This is a genomic window from Polynucleobacter sp. JS-JIR-II-b4, from assembly GCF_018687815.1.
Taxonomy (GTDB): domain Bacteria; phylum Pseudomonadota; class Gammaproteobacteria; order Burkholderiales; family Burkholderiaceae; genus Polynucleobacter.
This window is the reverse complement of record NZ_CP061306.1, coordinates 1,065,137-1,083,594: the sequence shown is the minus strand read 5'-3', so window position 1 is coordinate 1,083,594 and position 18,458 is coordinate 1,065,137. Positions and strand designations below refer to the sequence as shown.

Below are 18,458 nucleotides of genomic sequence, written 5' to 3'. Positions count from 1 at the left end.
TAATTTACTTGGAATTCTCGTTTTTGAGGCGTTTTTGGAGATTGCTTCTCTCAGCAGCAGGACTTAGCTGCTTAATGGCTGGTATGCGAACAAGTGATGCCGGGCCAATGAGACGTATTCCTTGTTGGCGCTTTATGGCGGAAACTAAAAAAACAGCCCCAAATATAGGCCACCAACGATTTCCCATTTTTTCAAGAAAATTCATCTTGCCCATAGCAGTTTCACCCTGCAGGGGAAATTTATAGCAACCAAAGTGACCGCGGTCTAAGGAAAAGTTAAGCAACTCGAGCCAATCTTTTATGCGGATGAGGCTAATAAATTGACCATCTCTAGGGAGATAAGGGGTTCCAACCAATCTACTGAGATATTGTCTGGCACCCCACAGACTTGCGGGATTAAAGCCAGAAATAATTAAACGACCTTCGGGTCGAAGTACTCGATCGACTTCGCGCAATATTTGATGGGGATCTGCAGCAAATTCCAAAACATGGGGTAGAACAATCAGATCCAGACTTTCACTGGCAAAGGGGAGGTCTGTAGAGTCGCCTTCAATTAAATGCCAGTTGTAATTACTTGCATGAGAGCGGCTATCGTTAGAGTGAATCAGGATTGCATGCAAAGGCATCCGATTTTCACTTAGTGTGTTTATCTGAGGTAGACCTATTTGCACAGCATGAAAGCCAAAGACATCAGCAACAATTTGGTCAAAACACCGTTGCTCCCAAGCTAGAACATAGCGTCCAGGAGGGGATTGGAGCCATTTTTCCCATGAGCTCCAGGGAGGTGCAGGTGTCTGAGAGGGTATGGGTGGGGTTGGTATCATCGGTCTATGGATAAGAATACTTTATTGCAGGTTTGGCCCATTCCGGCTTTTGATGATAACTATATCTGGTGCATTCACGATGGCAGCTCTGCTTTAGTGGTGGATCCAGGTGATTCAGCACCAGTTTTGGAGTACCTGAGCGCAAATCATTTGACCCTCAAGGGCATTCTCATTACTCACCACCATGCAGACCATACGGGTGGCATTCTCAACTTATTGCAAAGTTTGAATGCAGATCTGCCTGTTTATGGCCCAGTTGGTGACGATATTCCAGGTCGTACTAATGTCGTAATGCAGGACGATAAATTTGAAATTGCTTCCCCACGTATTAGCTTGAAGGTTCTCGAAGTTCCTGGGCATACCTTAAGCCACATTGCTTACTTTGCAAACATGCAAGCAAATGTTGTTGAGCCAATGCTGTTCTGTGGGGATACTTTATTCGCCTCGGGTTGTGGAAGATTGTTCGAGGGTACGCCTACGCAAATGACGGAATCGCTAGGTAAGTTCGCCTCACTTCCAAAAAATACTTTGGTGTATTGCACTCATGAGTACACCTTATCGAATATTCGCTTTGCCTTAGCTGTAGAGCCCAACAACCTTAATCTACTCTCATGGGCGGACCAGGCTAAATCTCTGCGAGAGCAAGGCTTGCCAACACTACCAACGACTATTGGGCAAGAACTCCAGGTAAATCCTTTCATGCGTTGCGATCAAGCCGAAGTCATTGCAATGGCTAAAGAGGTTTCAGGCCAGACATCATTGCCAACGCCTGCACATGTATTGGCAGTCATTCGTGGCTGGAAAGATCGCTTCTAATGCGGATGATGTATGCAGTAGTAGTGATTGCTGCTTTGTTGAGTGGTTGCGCTGGCACCGGCGATTGGTCTTCCGATACGCCAACGAAAGCGAATTCAAAGGCTTCCAGGGCCGCAAGGGTTAACCTCAAAAATCAATCCGTTAGCAAGGTTTATGCGCCTTCTGACAACCTGTGGATACGCATTCGTGATGGCTTTCAAATGGAGCCCATGAATACCCCCCTAGAGATTGAACAGGTTCGCTGGCTGGCGGCAAGACCGGACTATGTGAATCGCTCGATGACGCGTTCTTCACGCTATTTGTTTTACATCGTTCAAGAAGTAAATGCGCGCAATATGCCTACCGAAATTGCACTTCTTCCATTTGTTGAAAGTGCTTTTGTAACCAATGCAAAGTCAAGTGCGAAGGCAGTCGGTTTATGGCAATTTATGCCGGCTACTGGCAAAGACTTTCGACTTACGCAAAACGTATTTAGGGATGAGCGTCGAGATGTTGTCCAGTCTACGGATGCGGCTTTAGATTACTTGCAACGTTTGAATAATCAATTTGGGAGTTGGGAATTAGCACTTGCAGCTTATAACTGGGGTGCTGGCAACATTACTAAAGCGCAAAAGCGTAATGCCGCTGCAGGCTTGCCTATAGATTATGAGAGCTTGACCTTACCGCGCGAAACTAGAAATTACGTTCCTAAATTAATGGCGTATCGTCAAATTGTGTTGGATCCACAGGCATATGGCATTGTGCTTCCTGATTTAGAAAATCACCCCTATTTTGTTGCAGTTGATGTGGGTAGCGATATCGACGTTTCTCTAGTTATTAAATTAGCCGAAATACCAGCGGATGAATTCCATAGCCTGAATCCGTCTTTTAATAAGCCAGTTATTTTGAGTAATGCTAACCAGCAAATTCTTTTGCCGTTTGCGCATGCTGAGATCTTTCAAGATAACCTCAAGCAATACCCTAAACCTCTTTCGTCGTGGACTGCTGTTCAAGTATCTAAAACAGAAAGTGTTGATCAGGCAGCTAAAACGTTAGGGGTGGATATAGATACTCTGCGCGAGGTCAACGGCATTCCAAGGGGAATGCGTATACGGGCGGGCTCTACCGTGCTGATTCCCAAAACCAGTCGTAGACCGGGCGATGTTTCAACTGCTATGGCTGAAAATGCTAGCCTCAGCTTAGAAAAGCCAGCTCCACCTGCGCCTAAATGCCCCAAACCAGCAAAGGGTGCAAAAGGGGCTAAATCAAGTAAATGTGTAGCACCCAGCAACACCAAAACAGTAGATAAGGGCACCTCTAAGGGTAATTCTTCTGCAAAAAATGCTGCATCTCAGCATAAATCCGCATCGACAGGGCTTGCAAAATCTGCGAAAAATGGTAGTTCACCTACCTCAGCCAGCGGCAACGCTAGTAAAGGGGTGAGCAAGAGTCAGTAATTTGAGTAACTTTTTAAGAGATCAGGTTGACCATGTCCTACAAAGCACACCACGAACGTTCAATTAAAGACCCAGATGGATTTTGGGGTGAGCAAGCGCAGTTAATACATTGGGAAAAACCTTTTAACAAAGTACTCAATTACGACAACCCTCCATTTGCTAAATGGTTTGAGGGTGGCTCAACGAATCTTTGCTACAACGCAGTAGATCGTCACTTAAAAGATCGTCCAGATCAAATTGCCTTGGTTGCGGTTTCTACAGAAACCAATCAAGAGAAGGCATATACCTTTAAAGAGTTATACGAAGAAGTGAATCGTATGGCAGCAATCTACAAAGCGGCAGGCGTTAAAAAGGGTGATCGTGTACTCATTTACATGCCAATGATTGCTGAAGCTTGTTTTGCTATGTTGGCGTGCGCCCGTATTGGTGCTATTCACTCTGTTGTATTTGGAGGCTTTGCATCCCACAGCCTGGCGTCTCGTATTGATGATGCAAAACCAAAACTGATTGTTACTGCAGAAGCAGGTGCACGTGGTGGCAAGGCGGTTCCATACAAGCCATTACTGGATGAGGCTATTACTCTGGCTGAATACAAGCCTGAAAAGGTCTTGATTGTGAATCGCGGTTTGACTGAATTCACCACCGTTGCCGGACGTGATTTAGATTACGCAAGCGAACGCCAAAAGCATTTAAATGATGTTGTGCCTGTTGAGTGGGTTGATGCAACACATCCTTCTTATATTTTGTATACCTCCGGTACAACTGGAAAGCCTAAAGGTGTTCAGCGTGATACAGGCGGCTATGCAGTGGCTCTCGCCGCCTCGATGAAACATATCTTTACTGGCAATGCTGGTGAGACCATGTTCTGTACGTCCGATATTGGTTGGGTTGTTGGCCACAGCTACATTATTTATGCGCCATTGCTATCTGGTATGGCTACGATCATGTACGAAGGTACCCCTTTGCGTCCTGACGCAGGCATTTGGTGGGAGCTAGTAGATAAGTACAAAGTGTCAGTCATGTTTTCTGCGCCAACTGCAGTTCGCGTTCTGAAGAAACAAGACCCCGCGTTCTTAACCAAATATGACCTTTCTAAATTGCGCGCTCTGTTCCTGGCGGGTGAGCCCTTGGATGAACCAACTGCAAGTTGGATTCATGGTGCAATTAATAAGCCGATCGTGGATAACTATTGGCAGACAGAAACAGGTTGGCCAATGCTGGCTATTCAACGTGGCGTTGAAGTCATGCCACATAAATTTGGCTCGCCAGGCGTGCCATCATTTGGTTACAACATGAAGTTGCTTGATGATGCTACCTCCGAGGAGCTGGGCCCAGATCAAAAGGGAGTCATTGCTATTGAAGGTCCATTGCCTCCTGGCTGTATGCAAACAGTTTGGGGTGATGACAAGCGCTTTGTTAGCACTTATTGGGAAACAATTCCAGGCAAATTAATTTACTCCACCTTTGACTGGGGCATTAAAGATAAAGATGGCTATTTCTTCATCTTGGGTCGTACGGATGACGTGATCAACGTAGCTGGACATCGCCTTGGTACTCGCGAAATCGAAGAAAGTATTTCTAGCCATCCGAATGTTTCAGAAGTTGCCGTGGTTGGTATTGAAGATAAATTAAAGGGGCAAGCCGCGATTGCCTTTGTGATTCCAAAAGATGCATCCAATACTGCTACTTTGGAAGCAGAGTGCATGAAGACTGTCGATACCACTTTAGGAGCGATTGCGCGACCCGGGCGAGTTTATATAGTTACTGCGTTGCCAAAGACACGTTCGGGCAAGATTGTTCGTCGCGCACTGCAGGCTGTAGCCGAAGGGCGTGATCCTGGTGATATCAGCACGATGGATGACCAGTCTGTTTTAGCTCAAATTAAGACCATCATTGAGCAAAGCGCCAAGGCTTAAAACACCCATTTTCGGATAAATTGCTCTCCCAGCCATTAGGCAAGGGGAGCTTTTTACCTTCCAGCCCCCATTTGGCTGTATATCCAAGGGTTTACGAGCAAAAATGTTATGATTGCAAGGTTCGAAACTTAATAAATACCCTAGCGCTTAAAGACACTCACCACCCGCAAAAATATCCCCGGGCTAGTCTTTTTTGGGGTTTTGAGCGTCGGATGGAGCAGGGACTGGAGATGGTTTGTCACCCTTGCTTCCTTCTTTTCCCCCAGCCGTGTTGGCCCTAGCCGACGGCACATTATTTCCCGGTTTTAGCATTGGCGCCCCTGGCGAAACTACTGGCGAAGTCGTATTCAATACCGCATTGACTGGATATCAAGAGATCATTACTGATCCCAGCTACTCACGCCAAATTGTTACCTTAACTTATCCGCACATCGGCAATGTCGGTGTAAACGCTCAAGATGCGGAATCAGATCAGATTCATGCAGCAGGCTTGGTGGTGAAGGATCTTCCAAAACGCGTATCCAATTTCCGCTCAGAGGGTTCTTTGGATGACTACCTTACCAAAGCAGGTGTCTTAGGGATTGCTGGCATAGATACACGTATGCTCACCAGAATTCTGCGTGACAAAGGCGCGCAATCCGGCGCTATTGTTGCTGGCAAATTAGGCGATAGCTATGAATCTTTGGGAGCGAAGGCTCTTGAGCTTGCTAAAGCTTTTCCTGGCATGTCAGGCCTAGATCTTGCAAAGGTAGTGACTACCAAGAAAGCCTATGAGTGGCGCGAGGCAGAATGGGATCTTCACGGGCCAAATGGCAAGCCTGCTTATAGAACATTAGATACTAGCAAGCCAATCAAAAAGGTAGTTGCTTACGACTTTGGTGTGAAACGCAATATCTTGCGCATGCTGACTGAGCGTGGCTGTGAATTAACAGTTGTGCCTGCGCAAACTAGCGCAGCCGAAGTGCTGGCCATGAATCCGGACGGTGTGTTCTTCTCAAATGGCCCTGGTGATCCTGGTCCATGCGACTACGCTATTGCTGCCGCAAAAGAAATTATTGAAAAAGGTGTGCCAACCTTTGGTATCTGTTTAGGTCATCAAATCATGGGTCTTGCAGCAGGCGCCAAGACATTAAAAATGAAATTTGGCCACCATGGCGCTAATCACCCTGTGAAAGATTTGGATACAGGTCGTGTTGCCATTACTTCTCAAAATCATGGATTTGCTGTTGATGCCAATACTTTACCAAGCAATATTCGCGTAACCCACGTGTCTTTATTTGATGGGTCTTTACAAGGTTTGGCATGGAATGACAAGCCAGCACTGTGTTTCCAAGGACATCCTGAGGCCTCACCAGGTCCTCATGACATTGCCTATTTATTTGATCGTTTTGTGGAGCTAATGAATGCTGCCAAGAAGGAGGGCAAATAATGCCTAAGCGTAGCGACATTAAGAGCATCCTGATTATTGGAGCTGGTCCGATTGTGATTGGACAGGCCTGTGAGTTTGACTACTCCGGAGCGCAAGCTTGTAAGGCATTGCGTGATGAGGGCTACAAAGTAATTTTGGTCAACAGTAATCCTGCAACCATCATGACTGATCCAGAGATGGCTGACGTTACATACATCGAGCCGATTACTTGGGAAGTAGTTGAACGCATTATTGCTACAGAAAAGCCTGATGCCATTTTGCCAACTATGGGTGGCCAGACTGCACTGAACTGCGCGTTAGATCTTCACCGTCATGGTGTTTTAGAGAAATACGGCTGCGAACTGATTGGCGCTTCACCAGAAGCCATTGATAAAGCAGAAGATCGTCAAAAGTTTAAAGAGGCCATGACCAAAATTGGCCTTGGCTCTGCAAAGTCTGGCATTGCGCACTCAATGGATGAGGCTCATGAGGTTCAGCAGCAAATTCAGAAGCAAACTGGCAGCTCAGGTTTCCCGGTAGTCATTCGTCCATCATTCACCATGGGCGGATCGGGTGGAGGTATTGCCTATAACCGTGAAGAATTTGAAGAAATTTGTAAACGTGGTCTCGATTTATCACCAACACGTGAGCTCTTGATCGAAGAGTCTCTCTTGGGCTGGAAAGAATTCGAGATGGAAGTCGTGCGCGATCGCAATGACAACTGCATCATCGTTTGCTCAATTGAAAATTTAGATCCAATGGGCGTGCATACCGGTGACTCAATTACCGTAGCGCCTGCGCAAACTTTGACGGATAAAGAATATCAAATCATGCGTAATGCATCGATTGCGGTGCTGAGAGAGATTGGCGTTGATACCGGTGGATCTAACGTTCAGTTCTCGATTAATCCAGTGGATGGTCGCATGATCGTCATTGAGATGAATCCACGGGTATCCCGTTCATCGGCTTTGGCTTCAAAGGCTACAGGTTTCCCAATTGCAAAGATTGCGGCTAAATTGGCCGTAGGCTATACCCTTGATGAACTCAAGAATGATATTACTGGTGGCGCCACACCAGCATCATTCGAGCCTTCAATCGATTACGTTGTTACCAAGATTCCACGTTTTGCATTTGAGAAGTTCCCACAGGCTGATTCCCGTCTAACAACGCAGATGAAGTCAGTAGGCGAAGTCATGGCCATTGGCCGGACTTTCCAAGAGTCTTTCCAGAAAGCGCTTCGCGGTCTTGAGGTTGGTGTTGACGGCTTAGATGAAATATCCACTGATCTTGATGACATCATTAATGAAATCAATGAGCCTGGTCCGGATCGTATTTGGTATTTGGCAGACGCATTCCGCATGGGTATGGGTCTTGATGAGATCTATAGTGAAACTAAAGTTGATCCTTGGTTCCTGGAGCAAATTGAAGAACTTATCACTATAGAGACTGAGCTTAAGCAGCGCAAGATCGATAGCCTAACAGCCCCAGAGTTACGCTTTGTAAAGCAAAAAGGTTTCTCCGATCGTCGCTTAGCAAAGTTACTCAAAGTTGACGCTGCGTCCCTTCGTGCTGCGCGCCATCGATTGAAAGTTGTTCCAGTCTATAAGCGTGTTGATACATGTGCTGCTGAATTCTCGACTAACACTGCTTATTTGTATTCAACCTATGAAGCAGAGCATGGTGAGTGCGAGTCACAGCCGACCAATAAAGAGAAGATCATGGTTTTGGGCGGAGGCCCTAACCGCATTGGTCAAGGTATTGAGTTTGACTATTGCTGCGTGCATGCTGCTTTAGCAATGCGTGATGATGGTTACGAAACCATCATGGTTAACTGCAACCCTGAAACCGTATCGACTGACTACGACACATCAGATCGCCTGTACTTTGAGCCACTAACTCTTGAAGATGTATTAGAGATTGTTGCTAAAGAAAAACCAAAGGGCGTCATTGTTCAATACGGTGGTCAAACACCTTTGAAATTGGCTTTAGATCTTGAACGCAATGGTGTGCCAATTATCGGTACTTCACCAGACATGATTGATGCAGCAGAAGACCGCGAACGCTTCCAGAAGCTACTACAGGATCTCGGATTGCGTCAGCCTCCTAACCGTACAGCGCGTACTGAAGAAGAGGCTCTCAAGCTCGCCGAGGAAATTGGTTATCCATTAGTGGTTCGTCCTTCCTATGTCTTGGGTGGTCGTGCAATGGAAATCGTTCATGATGGTCGCGACCTTGAGCGTTACATGCGTGAAGCCGTTAAAGTATCCCATGACTCTCCTGTGCTTCTAGATCGCTTCTTGAATGATGCTATCGAATGTGACGTTGATTGCATTAGCGATGGCACAGCTGTATTTATAGGTGGCGTCATGGAGCATATCGAGCAAGCCGGTGTTCACTCTGGCGATTCAGCCTGCTCATTGCCTCCATATTCGTTATCCGATGCAACGGTGGAGGAGATTAAACGCCAAACTGCGGCGATGGCTAAAGGACTGAATGTTGTTGGTTTAATGAACGTCCAGTTTGCGATTCAGAATGTAGATGGCAAAGATGTCATCTATGTCTTGGAAGTAAATCCACGCGCTTCTCGTACCGTACCGTTTGTATCAAAAGCCACCGGTCTGCAGTTGGCGAAGATTGCTGCACGTTGTATGGTTGGTCAGACTCTAGAGCAGCAGGGTATTAAGACTGAAGTGAAGCCGCCATACTTCTCAGTCAAGGAAGCTGTATTTCCGTTTAATAAATTCCCAGGTATTGATCCAATTCTCGGACCAGAAATGCGTTCCACTGGCGAAGTGATGGGTGTTGGCAAGACCTTTGGTGAGGCTTTATTTAAGTCACAATTGGGCGCTGGCATCAAGTTGCCGAAGAGCGGAACGGTTCTTTTGACTGTCAAAGATAGTGACAAGCCAAAAGCAATTGAAGTTGCTAAGTTGTTGCATCAACTGGGCTTCCCGATGGTTGCGACTAAAGGTACTGCAGCAGCAATTGAAGCGGCTGGTTTACCGGTAAAAGTAGTTAATAAAGTAAAGGATGGACGTCCCCATATTGTGGATTTCATCAAGAATGGTGAGATTTCATTGGTATTTACTACTGTGGATGAGACCCGGACGGCGATTGCTGACTCTAGATCGATTCGAACCAGCGCTCAGGCTAATGGCGTTACGTATTACACGACTATTAGTGCAGCACGAGCAGTGATGGATGGTTTGTTAGCCTCTGAAAATGGCCGACTCGACTCCCTCGAGGTTTATTCCTTGCAAAACTTACATCGCGAGCTCATTTAATCTAAAATTGACTTTTATACGCGCGATTTTGCGCAAGAATTTAAGTTAGGCTAGTTTCATGAGCACAATTCCGATTACTAAGCGCGGTGCAGAACTTCTCAAAGAGGAGCTGCACCGTCTTAAACACGTTGAACGTCCTTCTGTTATCAATGCCATCTCTGAGGCACGTGCTCAAGGCGATCTTTCTGAGAATGCTGAATACGATGCTGCCAAAGAAAAGCAGGGCTTCATTGAAGGCCGCATTCAAGAGTTAGAAGGCAAGTTATCGGCAGCTCAAATTATTGACCCCGCTACTTTGGATGTTGCTGGCCGCATAGTATTTGGTGCTACTGTTGATCTTGAGGACTTAGAAGATGGCACTAAGCTCACCTATCAAATCGTTGGAGATGATGAGGCGGATATTGCCGTTAAGAAAATCTCCATCAGCTCACCGATAGCTCGTGCCTTAATAGGTAAAGAAGAGGGTGACGTTGTTGCTGTACAAGCCCCAGGCGGCAATCGCGAAGTTGAAATCTTGGCTGTGCGTTACGTCTAATGCCCCACATCCGCACCCAAAGAATATTTAGCCTGATTTCAGGTCTTTGGGTTGGTAGCTTCATCACCATTGGATTTCTAGTGGTGCCCGTGCTGTTCTCTAGTTTGGGAGACAGACAGGTTGCCGGCATGGTTGCAGCAAATCTCTTCAAAACCACTGCCTATATCGGTGTCGCCTTAAGCGCATTTCTAATGGTGATGGCAAATCACCTAGTAAGACGGGGTGGCGACCATTACCGCATCGTTCGTTGGATCTTATTGGGAATGCTCGCATGCACTGTTGCTGCAGCATTCATCATTATTCCTTGGATGGATTCGCTGAGGGATCAAGCGCTCTATTTAGGCTTGTCAGTTCGCGAGTCAACTAATGCCTCAATGTTTGCTCGCCTACATGGCGTTTCTAGTGCAATCTTTATGATTCAGTCGGTACTCGGCCTAGCCTTAGTTTGGCGGGCAACAAAAAACGCCGACTAGCGGCGTTTCTCTATTTCACTTGCTTAAATTAAGAGCCAAGTGACTTTTTCTTAGTGCTGCTCATTCTGACTTTACGTTTCTTAATTGGTGCTGGTGCAGCAACTGCTTTTCTGTAGCCGGGAGAAGACCAGCCAATTTTTGATTCCGCCGCTTCAGAGCGTAAAACCCGCTTCTTAGGTGTTGCCGATTTCACTGCCGCAGCACGTGCAAATGGTGCCGCATTTGAAGCAGAGCGACGATCCGATCTTTCAGAAGTGCTAGTACGCACACCAGCTTTTGCTGGAGCACGATTTGGCTGGCGTTTCGTACGAGGAGCCTGCAAAGATTTTTTAGTTTGCTTACTTGATCTACCAAGATTACTAAAGGCCTCATCCACCATATCTTTTGGTTTCCATAACACGAGTAACTTGCCGATATGTTGAACAGGAGCAGCATTAAGTTTGTCGCAAAGCTCTTCATACATAGCAATGCGTGCTTCGCGCTCATCACCAAAAACACGGATCTTAATTAATCCGTGATGATTAATGGCTAATTTAGCTTCTTTGATTACAGCAGGTGTTAAGCCATCGCCACCAATCATGACAACAGGACTTAGGTCGTGAGCGTCAGCTTTGAGGGATTTACGTTGTGCAGGGGTAATGGTGAGTGCAGTCATGGGGTTGATGATAGAGCATTGAGGGTCAAAATAGCCCTTTTAGCTTGAATTTGCCTGTATTTTGATCGATTCCTTTTGCTTTAGAGGTCAGAAACTAGGAAAATGGAGGGCGAAAGTGGGTAAGTTGTGGCAAAGAATAAATTTAATAAAAGTTGGTTGCAGGATCATCTATCCGATCCCTATGTGAAGATGGCTCAAAAAGAGGGCTATCGCGCTAGAGCGGTTTATAAGCTCACTGAAATTGACGAGCAAGATCATCTTATCAAGGCAGGTATGACTATTGTGGACTTAGGGAGCGCTCCCGGGAGTTGGTCTCAGTACGTCCGCAATCGCCTCACTGAGCTTGGTAAAAGCAATCCCAAAATTGAGTCAGGCAAGCCAGATGGTCAGATTATTGCCATCGATATTTTGCCAATGGAAGATATAGCTGACGTAAGCTTTATTCAGGGCGATTTTAGGGAAGAAGAGGGGCTTGCTGCTTTAGAGGCGCTTTTACCGAAGAGTGCTGAAGGCAAAGTCGACTTGGTTTTATCAGACATGGCGCCAAACCTTTCTGGGGTTGGCGTTGCTGATGCTGCCAGAATGGCTTTTTTAGCAGAGATAGCCCTAGACTTCGCTACTGCTCATCTGAAACCTGAGGGTGCGCTTTTAATTAAATGTTTTAACGGTAGTGGCTATAGCCAGATAGTGGAATCCTTTAAAAAGGTCTTTAAAACCGTTGCCTCCCGTAAACCTAAAGCATCTAGAGCAAAGTCTTCTGAGATCTTCCTTTTGGGTAGAAACCTAAAACCTCCGAAATAGGCTCTAAATACTGGCTAATACCCCCGTTTTTATAGGGTTTTATCAAATATATATGCCATTAGCTCTTGAAAAAGGGTGGTAGTAGAATCAAATACTTAGGAAGCAAATCGCTTTAACTCCTGGTTCACTCCAGCAAAGGACTCATTTTGAACAGCAATATGTTCCAAAAAATCGGTGTGTGGCTCATTGTGGGCTTGGTGCTTTTCACTGTTTTTAAACAGTTTGATAAGCCTAAGGACCAAACTCAGGTGACGTATTCCCAATTCATGGATGACGCTAAAGCCGGCAAAGTAAAGCGTGTTGATGTGCAAGGTCGCACATTACAAGTAACGCCTGCTGACGGCACTAAATACTCCATCATCTCTCCAGGTGATATCTGGATGGTTGGCGATCTCATGAAATATGGAGTTCAAGTTACCGGGAAAGCTGATGACGAACCGAATATGTTGGTCTCTGCTTTGTACTATCTTGGCCCTACCTTATTAATTATTGGCTTTTGGTTTTTCATGATGCGCCAAATGCAAGGTGGCGGTAAGGGTGGTGCATTCTCCTTTGGTAAATCTAAAGCGCGTTTGATTGATGAGAATAGTAATACGGTTACCTTTGCCGACGTTGCAGGCTGCGATGAAGCCAAAGAAGAGGTCTTTGAAATTGTCGATTTCTTAAAAGATCCACAAAAGTTTCAAAAGCTTGGTGGTCGTATTCCGCATGGCGTATTGCTCGTAGGTCCTCCGGGCACTGGTAAGACTCTTTTGGCTCGCGCCATTGCAGGCGAGGCGAAGGTTCCTTTCTTCTCAATCTCCGGTTCTGACTTTGTTGAGATGTTTGTTGGTGTTGGTGCATCACGTGTTCGTGACATGTTTGAAAACGCCAAGAAAAATTCTCCCTGCATCATCTTCATTGATGAGATTGATGCTGTAGGTCGTCATCGTGGCGCTGGTATGGGTGGTGGAAATGACGAACGTGAACAAACACTAAACCAAATGTTGGTTGAGATGGATGGTTTTGAAAGTAATAGTGGCGTTATCGTAGTAGCTGCCACTAACCGCTCTGATGTTCTTGATAAAGCCTTATTGCGTCCAGGACGTTTCGATCGACAAGTGCACGTAGGTTTGCCAGATATTCGTGGTCGTGAGCAAATTTTGCAAGTGCATATGCGCAAGGTTCCAATTGATCCCGACGTTAATGCTGCTGTTTTGGCTCGCGGCACTCCTGGTTTCTCAGGAGCAGATTTAGCGAACTTGGTAAATGAATCTGCATTGTTTGCAGCACGTCGCAATAAACGTGCAGTAGACATGAAAGACTTTGAGGACGCTAAAGACAAGATCTATATGGGTCCTGAGCGCAAGTCTGCTGTGATGCGCGAAGAAGAACGTCGTAACACTGCTTACCATGAGTCTGGTCATGCTGTTGTAGCTAAGGTTTTGCCTAAGGCTGACCCTGTACATAAAGTCACCATCATGCCGCGAGGAATGGCGTTGGGTGTGACTTGGCAGTTACCTGAATTTGATCGTGTGAACTTATATAAAGATCGCATGATGGAGGAGTTAGCTATTTTGTTTGGTGGTCGTGCTGCTGAAGAGGTGTTCTTGCACTCCTCAAGTACTGGCGCATCCAATGACTTTGAACGCGCTACGAAAATGGCTCGTGATATGGTGACTCGTTATGGCATGAGTGATAGCTTGGGCACCATGGTTTATGTTGATACCGAATCAGAAAGTATTTTTGGACGCAACAGTACCAAAACAGTATCTGAACTGACTCAACAAAAGGTAGATGCTGAAATACGTACGTTGATTGATAGCCAATATGCTTTAGCTAGATCGATCTTGGAACAAAACCGAGATAAGGTTGAGGCAATGGTTGCAGCTTTGCTTGAATGGGAAACCATTGACGCTGAGCAAATCAATGACATCATGGAAGGTCGCCCGCCGCGCGCACCCAAGCCACCACCAGCAACCCAGTTTGGTAATTCTGCTGGCACCCCTGGCCCTGCTACTGGCAGTGCTCCAGCTACAGCTTAAGAGCTATATTTAGCTGCAGTCTTTGATGCATTATCAAAGTCTTCAAGATATGCCCACAACTTGGCGTTGTGGGCGTTTTCTTTTTGACTTCAACAAGCGTAAGCGCCCGATTGTGATGGGCATTCTGAATGCAACACCAGATTCTTTTTCTGATGGCGGTAAATTCAGAAGTGCTAAGGATGCTATTGCGCAAGCGGAGTTGATGATTAAAAACGGGGTTGATCTCATTGACATTGGTGGGGAATCAACTCGTCCTGGTGCTGCACCAGTTGAGCTGCAAGAAGAGTTGGACAGAGTGCTTCCGGTCATTGAGGCACTGAAGGATTGCGGAGTTCCTTTATCAATAGATACTTATAAAGCAGAAACAATGCGCCAAGCCTTGCATGCTGGCGTAGATTGTGTAAATGATATTTGGGCCCTCAGGCAGGCTGGAGCTATAGAAGCCGTAATGGAAGATCGCGACTGCGGCATTGTATTAATGCACATGCAACGCGACCCCTTAACAATGCAATTTAACCCTGAATATCAGGACGTCATTACAGAGGTAAGACAGTTTCTTAATGATAGAACGAAGCTTCTAATTTCTAAAGGCATCAGCAGTGACCGGATTGCTATTGATCCGGGATTTGGTTTTGGTAAGAGCTTGCAACATAACCTCAATATGCTGGCTCACTTTGCTGACTTCTCGACTTTAGGCCTTCCTGTATTGGCGGGAATTTCACGTAAATCGATGATTGGCAAAATTACTGGTAAAGACACTAACGAACGTGTTGCCCCAAGTATTGCTGCAGCAATTATGGCTGCCGATCGTGGCGCTCAAATTGTCCGGGTTCATGATGTTCCCGAGACTGTTGATGCTCTAAAGCTTTGGGAGGCTATAAATACTTAGTTACACATCTAAGTTTTATAATGAAACCCATGAAAAAACAATACTTTGGCACTGATGGCATTCGAGGCGAAGTAGGCCAATTTCCTATCGTCCCTGAATTTATGACACGCCTTGGCTATGCTGCCGGCAAAGTATTAACACGTGAAGCCAAGCCGGGTGAACGCTGCAAAATTCTCATAGGTAAAGACACGCGCGTATCAGGATATTTGTTGGAAGCTGCATTAGAGGCTGGGTTTGCTGCTGCCGGAGTTGACGTTATGCTCTGCGGCCCCATTCCAACCCCTGGCGTTGCATACCTTACCAAGGCATTGCGTTTATCCGCCGGCTTAGTGATCTCCGCCTCTCATAACCCTTATCAAGATAACGGCATCAAGTTTTTCTCTGCAAAAGGCGATAAGTTGTCAGATGAGTTTGAGCTTGCCATTGAAGCTGAATTAGAAAAACCCATGGGTTGTGTAAATTCAAAAGAGCTTGGTAAAGCCTTTCGCTTAGATGATGCCGCAGGACGCTATATTGAGTTTTGTAAATCAACATTTCCGGGCGAGCTAAATCTTAAGGGGTTAAAGCTTGTAGTAGATTGCGCCAATGGAGCCGCATATCACACAGCCCCCCATGTTTTTCATGAGCTAGGTGCCGAAGTGATCTCCATCGGCGTGAGCCCAGATGGTCGCAATATCAATGATGGTTGCGGAGCAACAGCTCCAGCAGCCTTAATCACCAAAGTTAAAGAAGTAAAAGCGGATCTAGGTATTGCTCTAGATGGAGATGCTGATCGCTTGCAAATGGTTGATGCTTCTGGTCGTTTATTTAATGGTGATGAGCTTCTATATGTTTTGGCAAAAGATCGCCTAGATCGTGGCCAGCAGATTGGTGGTGCAGTAGGCACTCTAATGACCAATCTTGCAGTTGAAAACGCTATTAAAGACCTAGGCATCGGTTTTGAGCGCGCCAATGTAGGCGATCGTTATGTTTTGGAATTGCTCAAACAAAATGGTTGGATTATTGGTGGTGAAGGTTCGGGTCACTTGCTTTGCTTAGACCAACACTCCACAGGTGACGGCACTATTGCGGCACTTCAAGTGCTGGCAGCAATGAGCCAAAACAAAAAGAGTCTTGCGCAATTGCTGGATTCCGTCAAAGTATTCCCACAGATACTATTGAATGTGAAATTCAAATCTGGTTACGACTGGAAAACAGACGAGAAGTTAAAAAGTCAAATTACGAAGGTTGAGGCTGATCTCCAAAACATTGGTAGGGTTCTGATACGAGCATCTGGTACTGAACCATTATTGCGCGTTATGGTTGAGACCAAAAATGCTGATATTGCAATGAGTGCAGCCAAAAGCATTGCTGATTTGATTCCTACTGCCTAACCCCCTCAATTCGCTAGGGGCTTGGTTTACCCATAAACAGCCTCATGAACTGATTTAATTTCATGCGTTAGTGATAAGCTCAAGAAAACAGGGGGGTTATTTAATGAAACTGCATCCATCCATCACCAATAGAGAGTTTAAGCTATTAATCAAGCCTCAGGGCCTCGATCGTCACGGCAGAATATTGCTTCTTAGCGAACAAATTGTGAAGTTTTGCAAGAAAAGTAAGGTGAATTTCTTTCATCTTGATAATGCAAATACTGGGCTAAGAAATATTTATTTTTACGATACTCCTGGTGAGGATTTCCGTTTAAATAATATTATTTTGCGCGTTCGAGAGTCGCGACAGAATGTGTGGGTTGATGACTATGCAGAAGTCACACTCAAGTGTCGAACCCATGACATGGAGCATGCGTCCAAATTTAATCCAACCCCACAAAAGAAAATAAAATCCAGAGCTCGCTTCAAAGAGGAAATATTACGTGGTGATGCCCTGGGCTCTAAACGTCAAATTTACTCGAATAATGCAATTTTGGATGCGGTTCCAATAGATAGCTTATTTGATAGATCAATTAGTGCGATTTGTGAGTATTTCCCAGGCATGGCATATCTTTCAATAGATAAAAAAACGCCTGTGCATATTGTTGGTGGTCCTAACAATAAGATACTTGAAGCCTGTCTGCCATTGGGAAATCTGGTTTTTGGGGATGGTGTGCAAGCTCATTGTGAAATTGCTATTTGGATGAGGACTGCTGGCGACCCTATCGTAGGCGAGCTTGCCTTTTCATATCGCGTAAACGATGAAAATCGCTCACAAGCCAAGGCTCACAAGAGGGCTGATAAGTTTTTTAAAAAGCTTCAAACTGAATTAGCTGATTGGTTAGAAATTGGTAGTACAAAAACGGCATTAATCTATGGAAAGCCTGAATGAGCTCCACAAACTTAACTGATAAAAAGCTGTCAGTAAGTTTATATGACCTCTTTTTCCAGTTTTTGCTCATCGGTGCCATAAGTTTTGGTGGGGGAATTATTGCCTATGAGCGCATTCTTTTAATTGAAAAAAGGTGCTGGCTGACTGCCGATGAATTCATGGGCTATCTTGCAATTAGCCAAACTATGCCGGGCTTAAATTCAGTGAACTTAGCGGTGTTAACCGGAGATCATTTGCGTGGCATGCTAGGCGCTTTCGTGGCAACTATCGGCTTAATACTTCCCGGATCTCTATTTGTACTAATTATTGGTGTTGCGTACACCACGAATACAGATCACCCACTAGCAAATATCATTTTGTCTGGAGTTGCAGCAGCTGCATGCGGCCTACTGGCGGCAATTACTTATCGGATTGGTGACGAGCACTGGAAGCATCTCAAGTCACTTCTCATTATTGTTCCAACCTTTATTTTGATGAGTCTTGTAAAGCTAAGCCTACCCATCGTCCTGTTAATAATGGCCCCGATAGCAATTTATATGTATCGCCCAAGGGTTAGCTCATGAGTCATTTAGTTTCATTGGCACTCAGCTTTGGCTTGCTGTCACTCCTGGCAGTAGGGGGCGGGACCGCTGTATTGCCGGAGATGCAAACCTTACTGGCTCATCAATTTGGTATTGATCACCTGCGTTTTGTACATATTTATAGTATCGGACAAATTGCACCAGGCCCTAATATGCTGATGGTCTTAGTGATCGGATTTCAGGTTGCTGGCTTAGTAGGAGCTGGAGTTGTTCTGCTCTCATTTTTCTTGCCATCGAGTATTTTGTGCTTTTATGCTGGTCGCATCTGGAATCGTTTTGGAGAAGGCCCTTGGCGTAGAAGCATTCAAAATGCTTTAGAGCCCATTTCAATCGGCTTAATGGCATCCGGCGTCTATGCTGTAGCTAAATCCTCTATCGTTAGCCCCATAACTTTGGGGTTGGCTTTAATTTCCCTGTATTTCATTCTGAGAACAAAAATTAATCCTGTATTTGTAATTCTCGGTTCAGGACTACTTGGATTTTTACTACTCAAATATCTTTAGTGTGCCTTTA

At 45.5% G+C, this 18,458-nt stretch carries 16 protein-coding genes; 14 read left to right on the top strand and 2 right to left on the bottom strand.

Going from position 1 to position 18,458, the window contains the following annotated elements; all coding sequences use genetic code 11:
* Window positions 1-4: 4 nt before the first annotated feature.
* A complete protein-coding gene (locus tag ICV90_RS05525; protein WP_215356846.1) occupies window positions 5-823 on the bottom strand; it encodes a class I SAM-dependent methyltransferase in 819 nt (272 codons plus the stop codon).
* 6 nt (window positions 824-829) lie between these two features.
* On the opposite strand from ICV90_RS05525, the gene gloB reads away from it, so the two are divergent.
* From gloB to ICV90_RS05490, 7 genes are all read left to right on the top strand, one after another.
* Window positions 830-1,639 carry a hydroxyacylglutathione hydrolase gene (gloB, locus tag ICV90_RS05520; protein ID WP_215356845.1) on the top strand — a complete coding sequence of 270 codons (810 nt, stop codon included), beginning with the start codon at window positions 830-832 and terminating at the stop codon, window positions 1,637-1,639.
* A complete protein-coding gene (locus ICV90_RS05515) occupies window positions 1,639-3,075 on the top strand; it encodes a transglycosylase SLT domain-containing protein (RefSeq protein ID WP_215356837.1) in 1,437 nt (478 codons plus the stop codon). Before gloB ends, ICV90_RS05515 begins: the two co-directional genes overlap by 1 nt.
* 32 nt (window positions 3,076-3,107) lie before the next feature.
* Window positions 3,108-4,991: a propionate--CoA ligase gene (locus tag ICV90_RS05510; RefSeq protein ID WP_215356835.1), complete on the top strand. Its 1,884-nt coding sequence runs from the start codon at window positions 3,108-3,110 to the stop codon at window positions 4,989-4,991.
* 244 nt (window positions 4,992-5,235) lie between these two features.
* Window positions 5,236-6,420, top strand: a complete 1,185-nt coding sequence (gene carA, locus ICV90_RS05505; RefSeq protein ID WP_215356832.1) for a glutamine-hydrolyzing carbamoyl-phosphate synthase small subunit — start codon at window positions 5,236-5,238, stop codon at window positions 6,418-6,420.
* On the top strand, window positions 6,420-9,683 hold the full coding sequence (carB, locus tag ICV90_RS05500) for a carbamoyl-phosphate synthase large subunit (RefSeq protein WP_215356830.1): 3,264 nt from the start codon (window positions 6,420-6,422) through the stop codon (window positions 9,681-9,683). Before carA ends, carB begins: the two co-directional genes overlap by 1 nt.
* 58 nt (window positions 9,684-9,741) lie before the next feature.
* A complete protein-coding gene (greA, locus tag ICV90_RS05495) occupies window positions 9,742-10,218 on the top strand; it encodes a transcription elongation factor GreA (protein WP_072582463.1) in 477 nt (158 codons plus the stop codon).
* The gene (locus tag ICV90_RS05490) at window positions 10,218-10,691 is read left to right on the top strand and encodes a DUF4149 domain-containing protein (RefSeq protein WP_215356829.1); all 474 of its coding nucleotides are present in this window, start codon (window positions 10,218-10,220) and stop codon (window positions 10,689-10,691) included. Before greA ends, ICV90_RS05490 begins: the two co-directional genes overlap by 1 nt.
* Window positions 10,692-10,719: 28 nt before the next feature.
* Here the strand turns inward: ICV90_RS05490 and ICV90_RS05485 are convergent, their stop codons facing one another.
* Window positions 10,720-11,346, bottom strand: a complete 627-nt coding sequence (locus ICV90_RS05485; protein WP_215356828.1) for a YhbY family RNA-binding protein — start codon at window positions 11,344-11,346, stop codon at window positions 10,720-10,722.
* A gap of 126 nt (window positions 11,347-11,472) precedes the next feature.
* Between ICV90_RS05485 and ICV90_RS05480 the strand changes: the two genes are divergently transcribed.
* From ICV90_RS05480 to ICV90_RS05450, 7 genes are all read left to right on the top strand, one after another.
* Window positions 11,473-12,147, top strand: a complete 675-nt coding sequence (locus ICV90_RS05480; RefSeq protein ID WP_215356827.1) for an RlmE family RNA methyltransferase — start codon at window positions 11,473-11,475, stop codon at window positions 12,145-12,147.
* A 146-nt stretch (window positions 12,148-12,293) separates the two neighbouring features.
* A complete protein-coding gene (gene ftsH / locus ICV90_RS05475; RefSeq protein WP_215356826.1) occupies window positions 12,294-14,171 on the top strand; it encodes an ATP-dependent zinc metalloprotease FtsH in 1,878 nt (625 codons plus the stop codon).
* Window positions 14,172-14,220: 49 nt separating this feature from the next.
* Window positions 14,221-15,060 (top strand): dihydropteroate synthase, encoded by an 840-nt coding sequence (folP, locus tag ICV90_RS05470; protein WP_215356825.1) that lies wholly within the window; start codon window positions 14,221-14,223, stop codon window positions 15,058-15,060.
* Between the two features lie 29 nt (window positions 15,061-15,089).
* Window positions 15,090-16,433 (top strand): phosphoglucosamine mutase, encoded by a 1,344-nt coding sequence (gene glmM, locus ICV90_RS05465; RefSeq protein WP_215356824.1) that lies wholly within the window; start codon window positions 15,090-15,092, stop codon window positions 16,431-16,433.
* 103 nt (window positions 16,434-16,536) lie between these two features.
* Window positions 16,537-17,364, top strand: coding sequence for a hypothetical protein (locus ICV90_RS05460; protein ID WP_215356823.1), 828 nt, complete (start codon window positions 16,537-16,539; stop codon window positions 17,362-17,364).
* Window positions 17,361-17,927, top strand: coding sequence for a chromate transporter (locus tag ICV90_RS05455; RefSeq protein WP_215356822.1), 567 nt, complete (start codon window positions 17,361-17,363; stop codon window positions 17,925-17,927). The genes ICV90_RS05460 and ICV90_RS05455 overlap by 4 nt, the downstream gene beginning before the upstream one ends.
* Window positions 17,924-18,448: a chromate transporter gene (locus tag ICV90_RS05450; protein WP_215356821.1), complete on the top strand. Its 525-nt coding sequence runs from the start codon at window positions 17,924-17,926 to the stop codon at window positions 18,446-18,448. The genes ICV90_RS05455 and ICV90_RS05450 overlap by 4 nt, the downstream gene beginning before the upstream one ends.
* Window positions 18,449-18,458 lie beyond the last annotated feature (10 nt).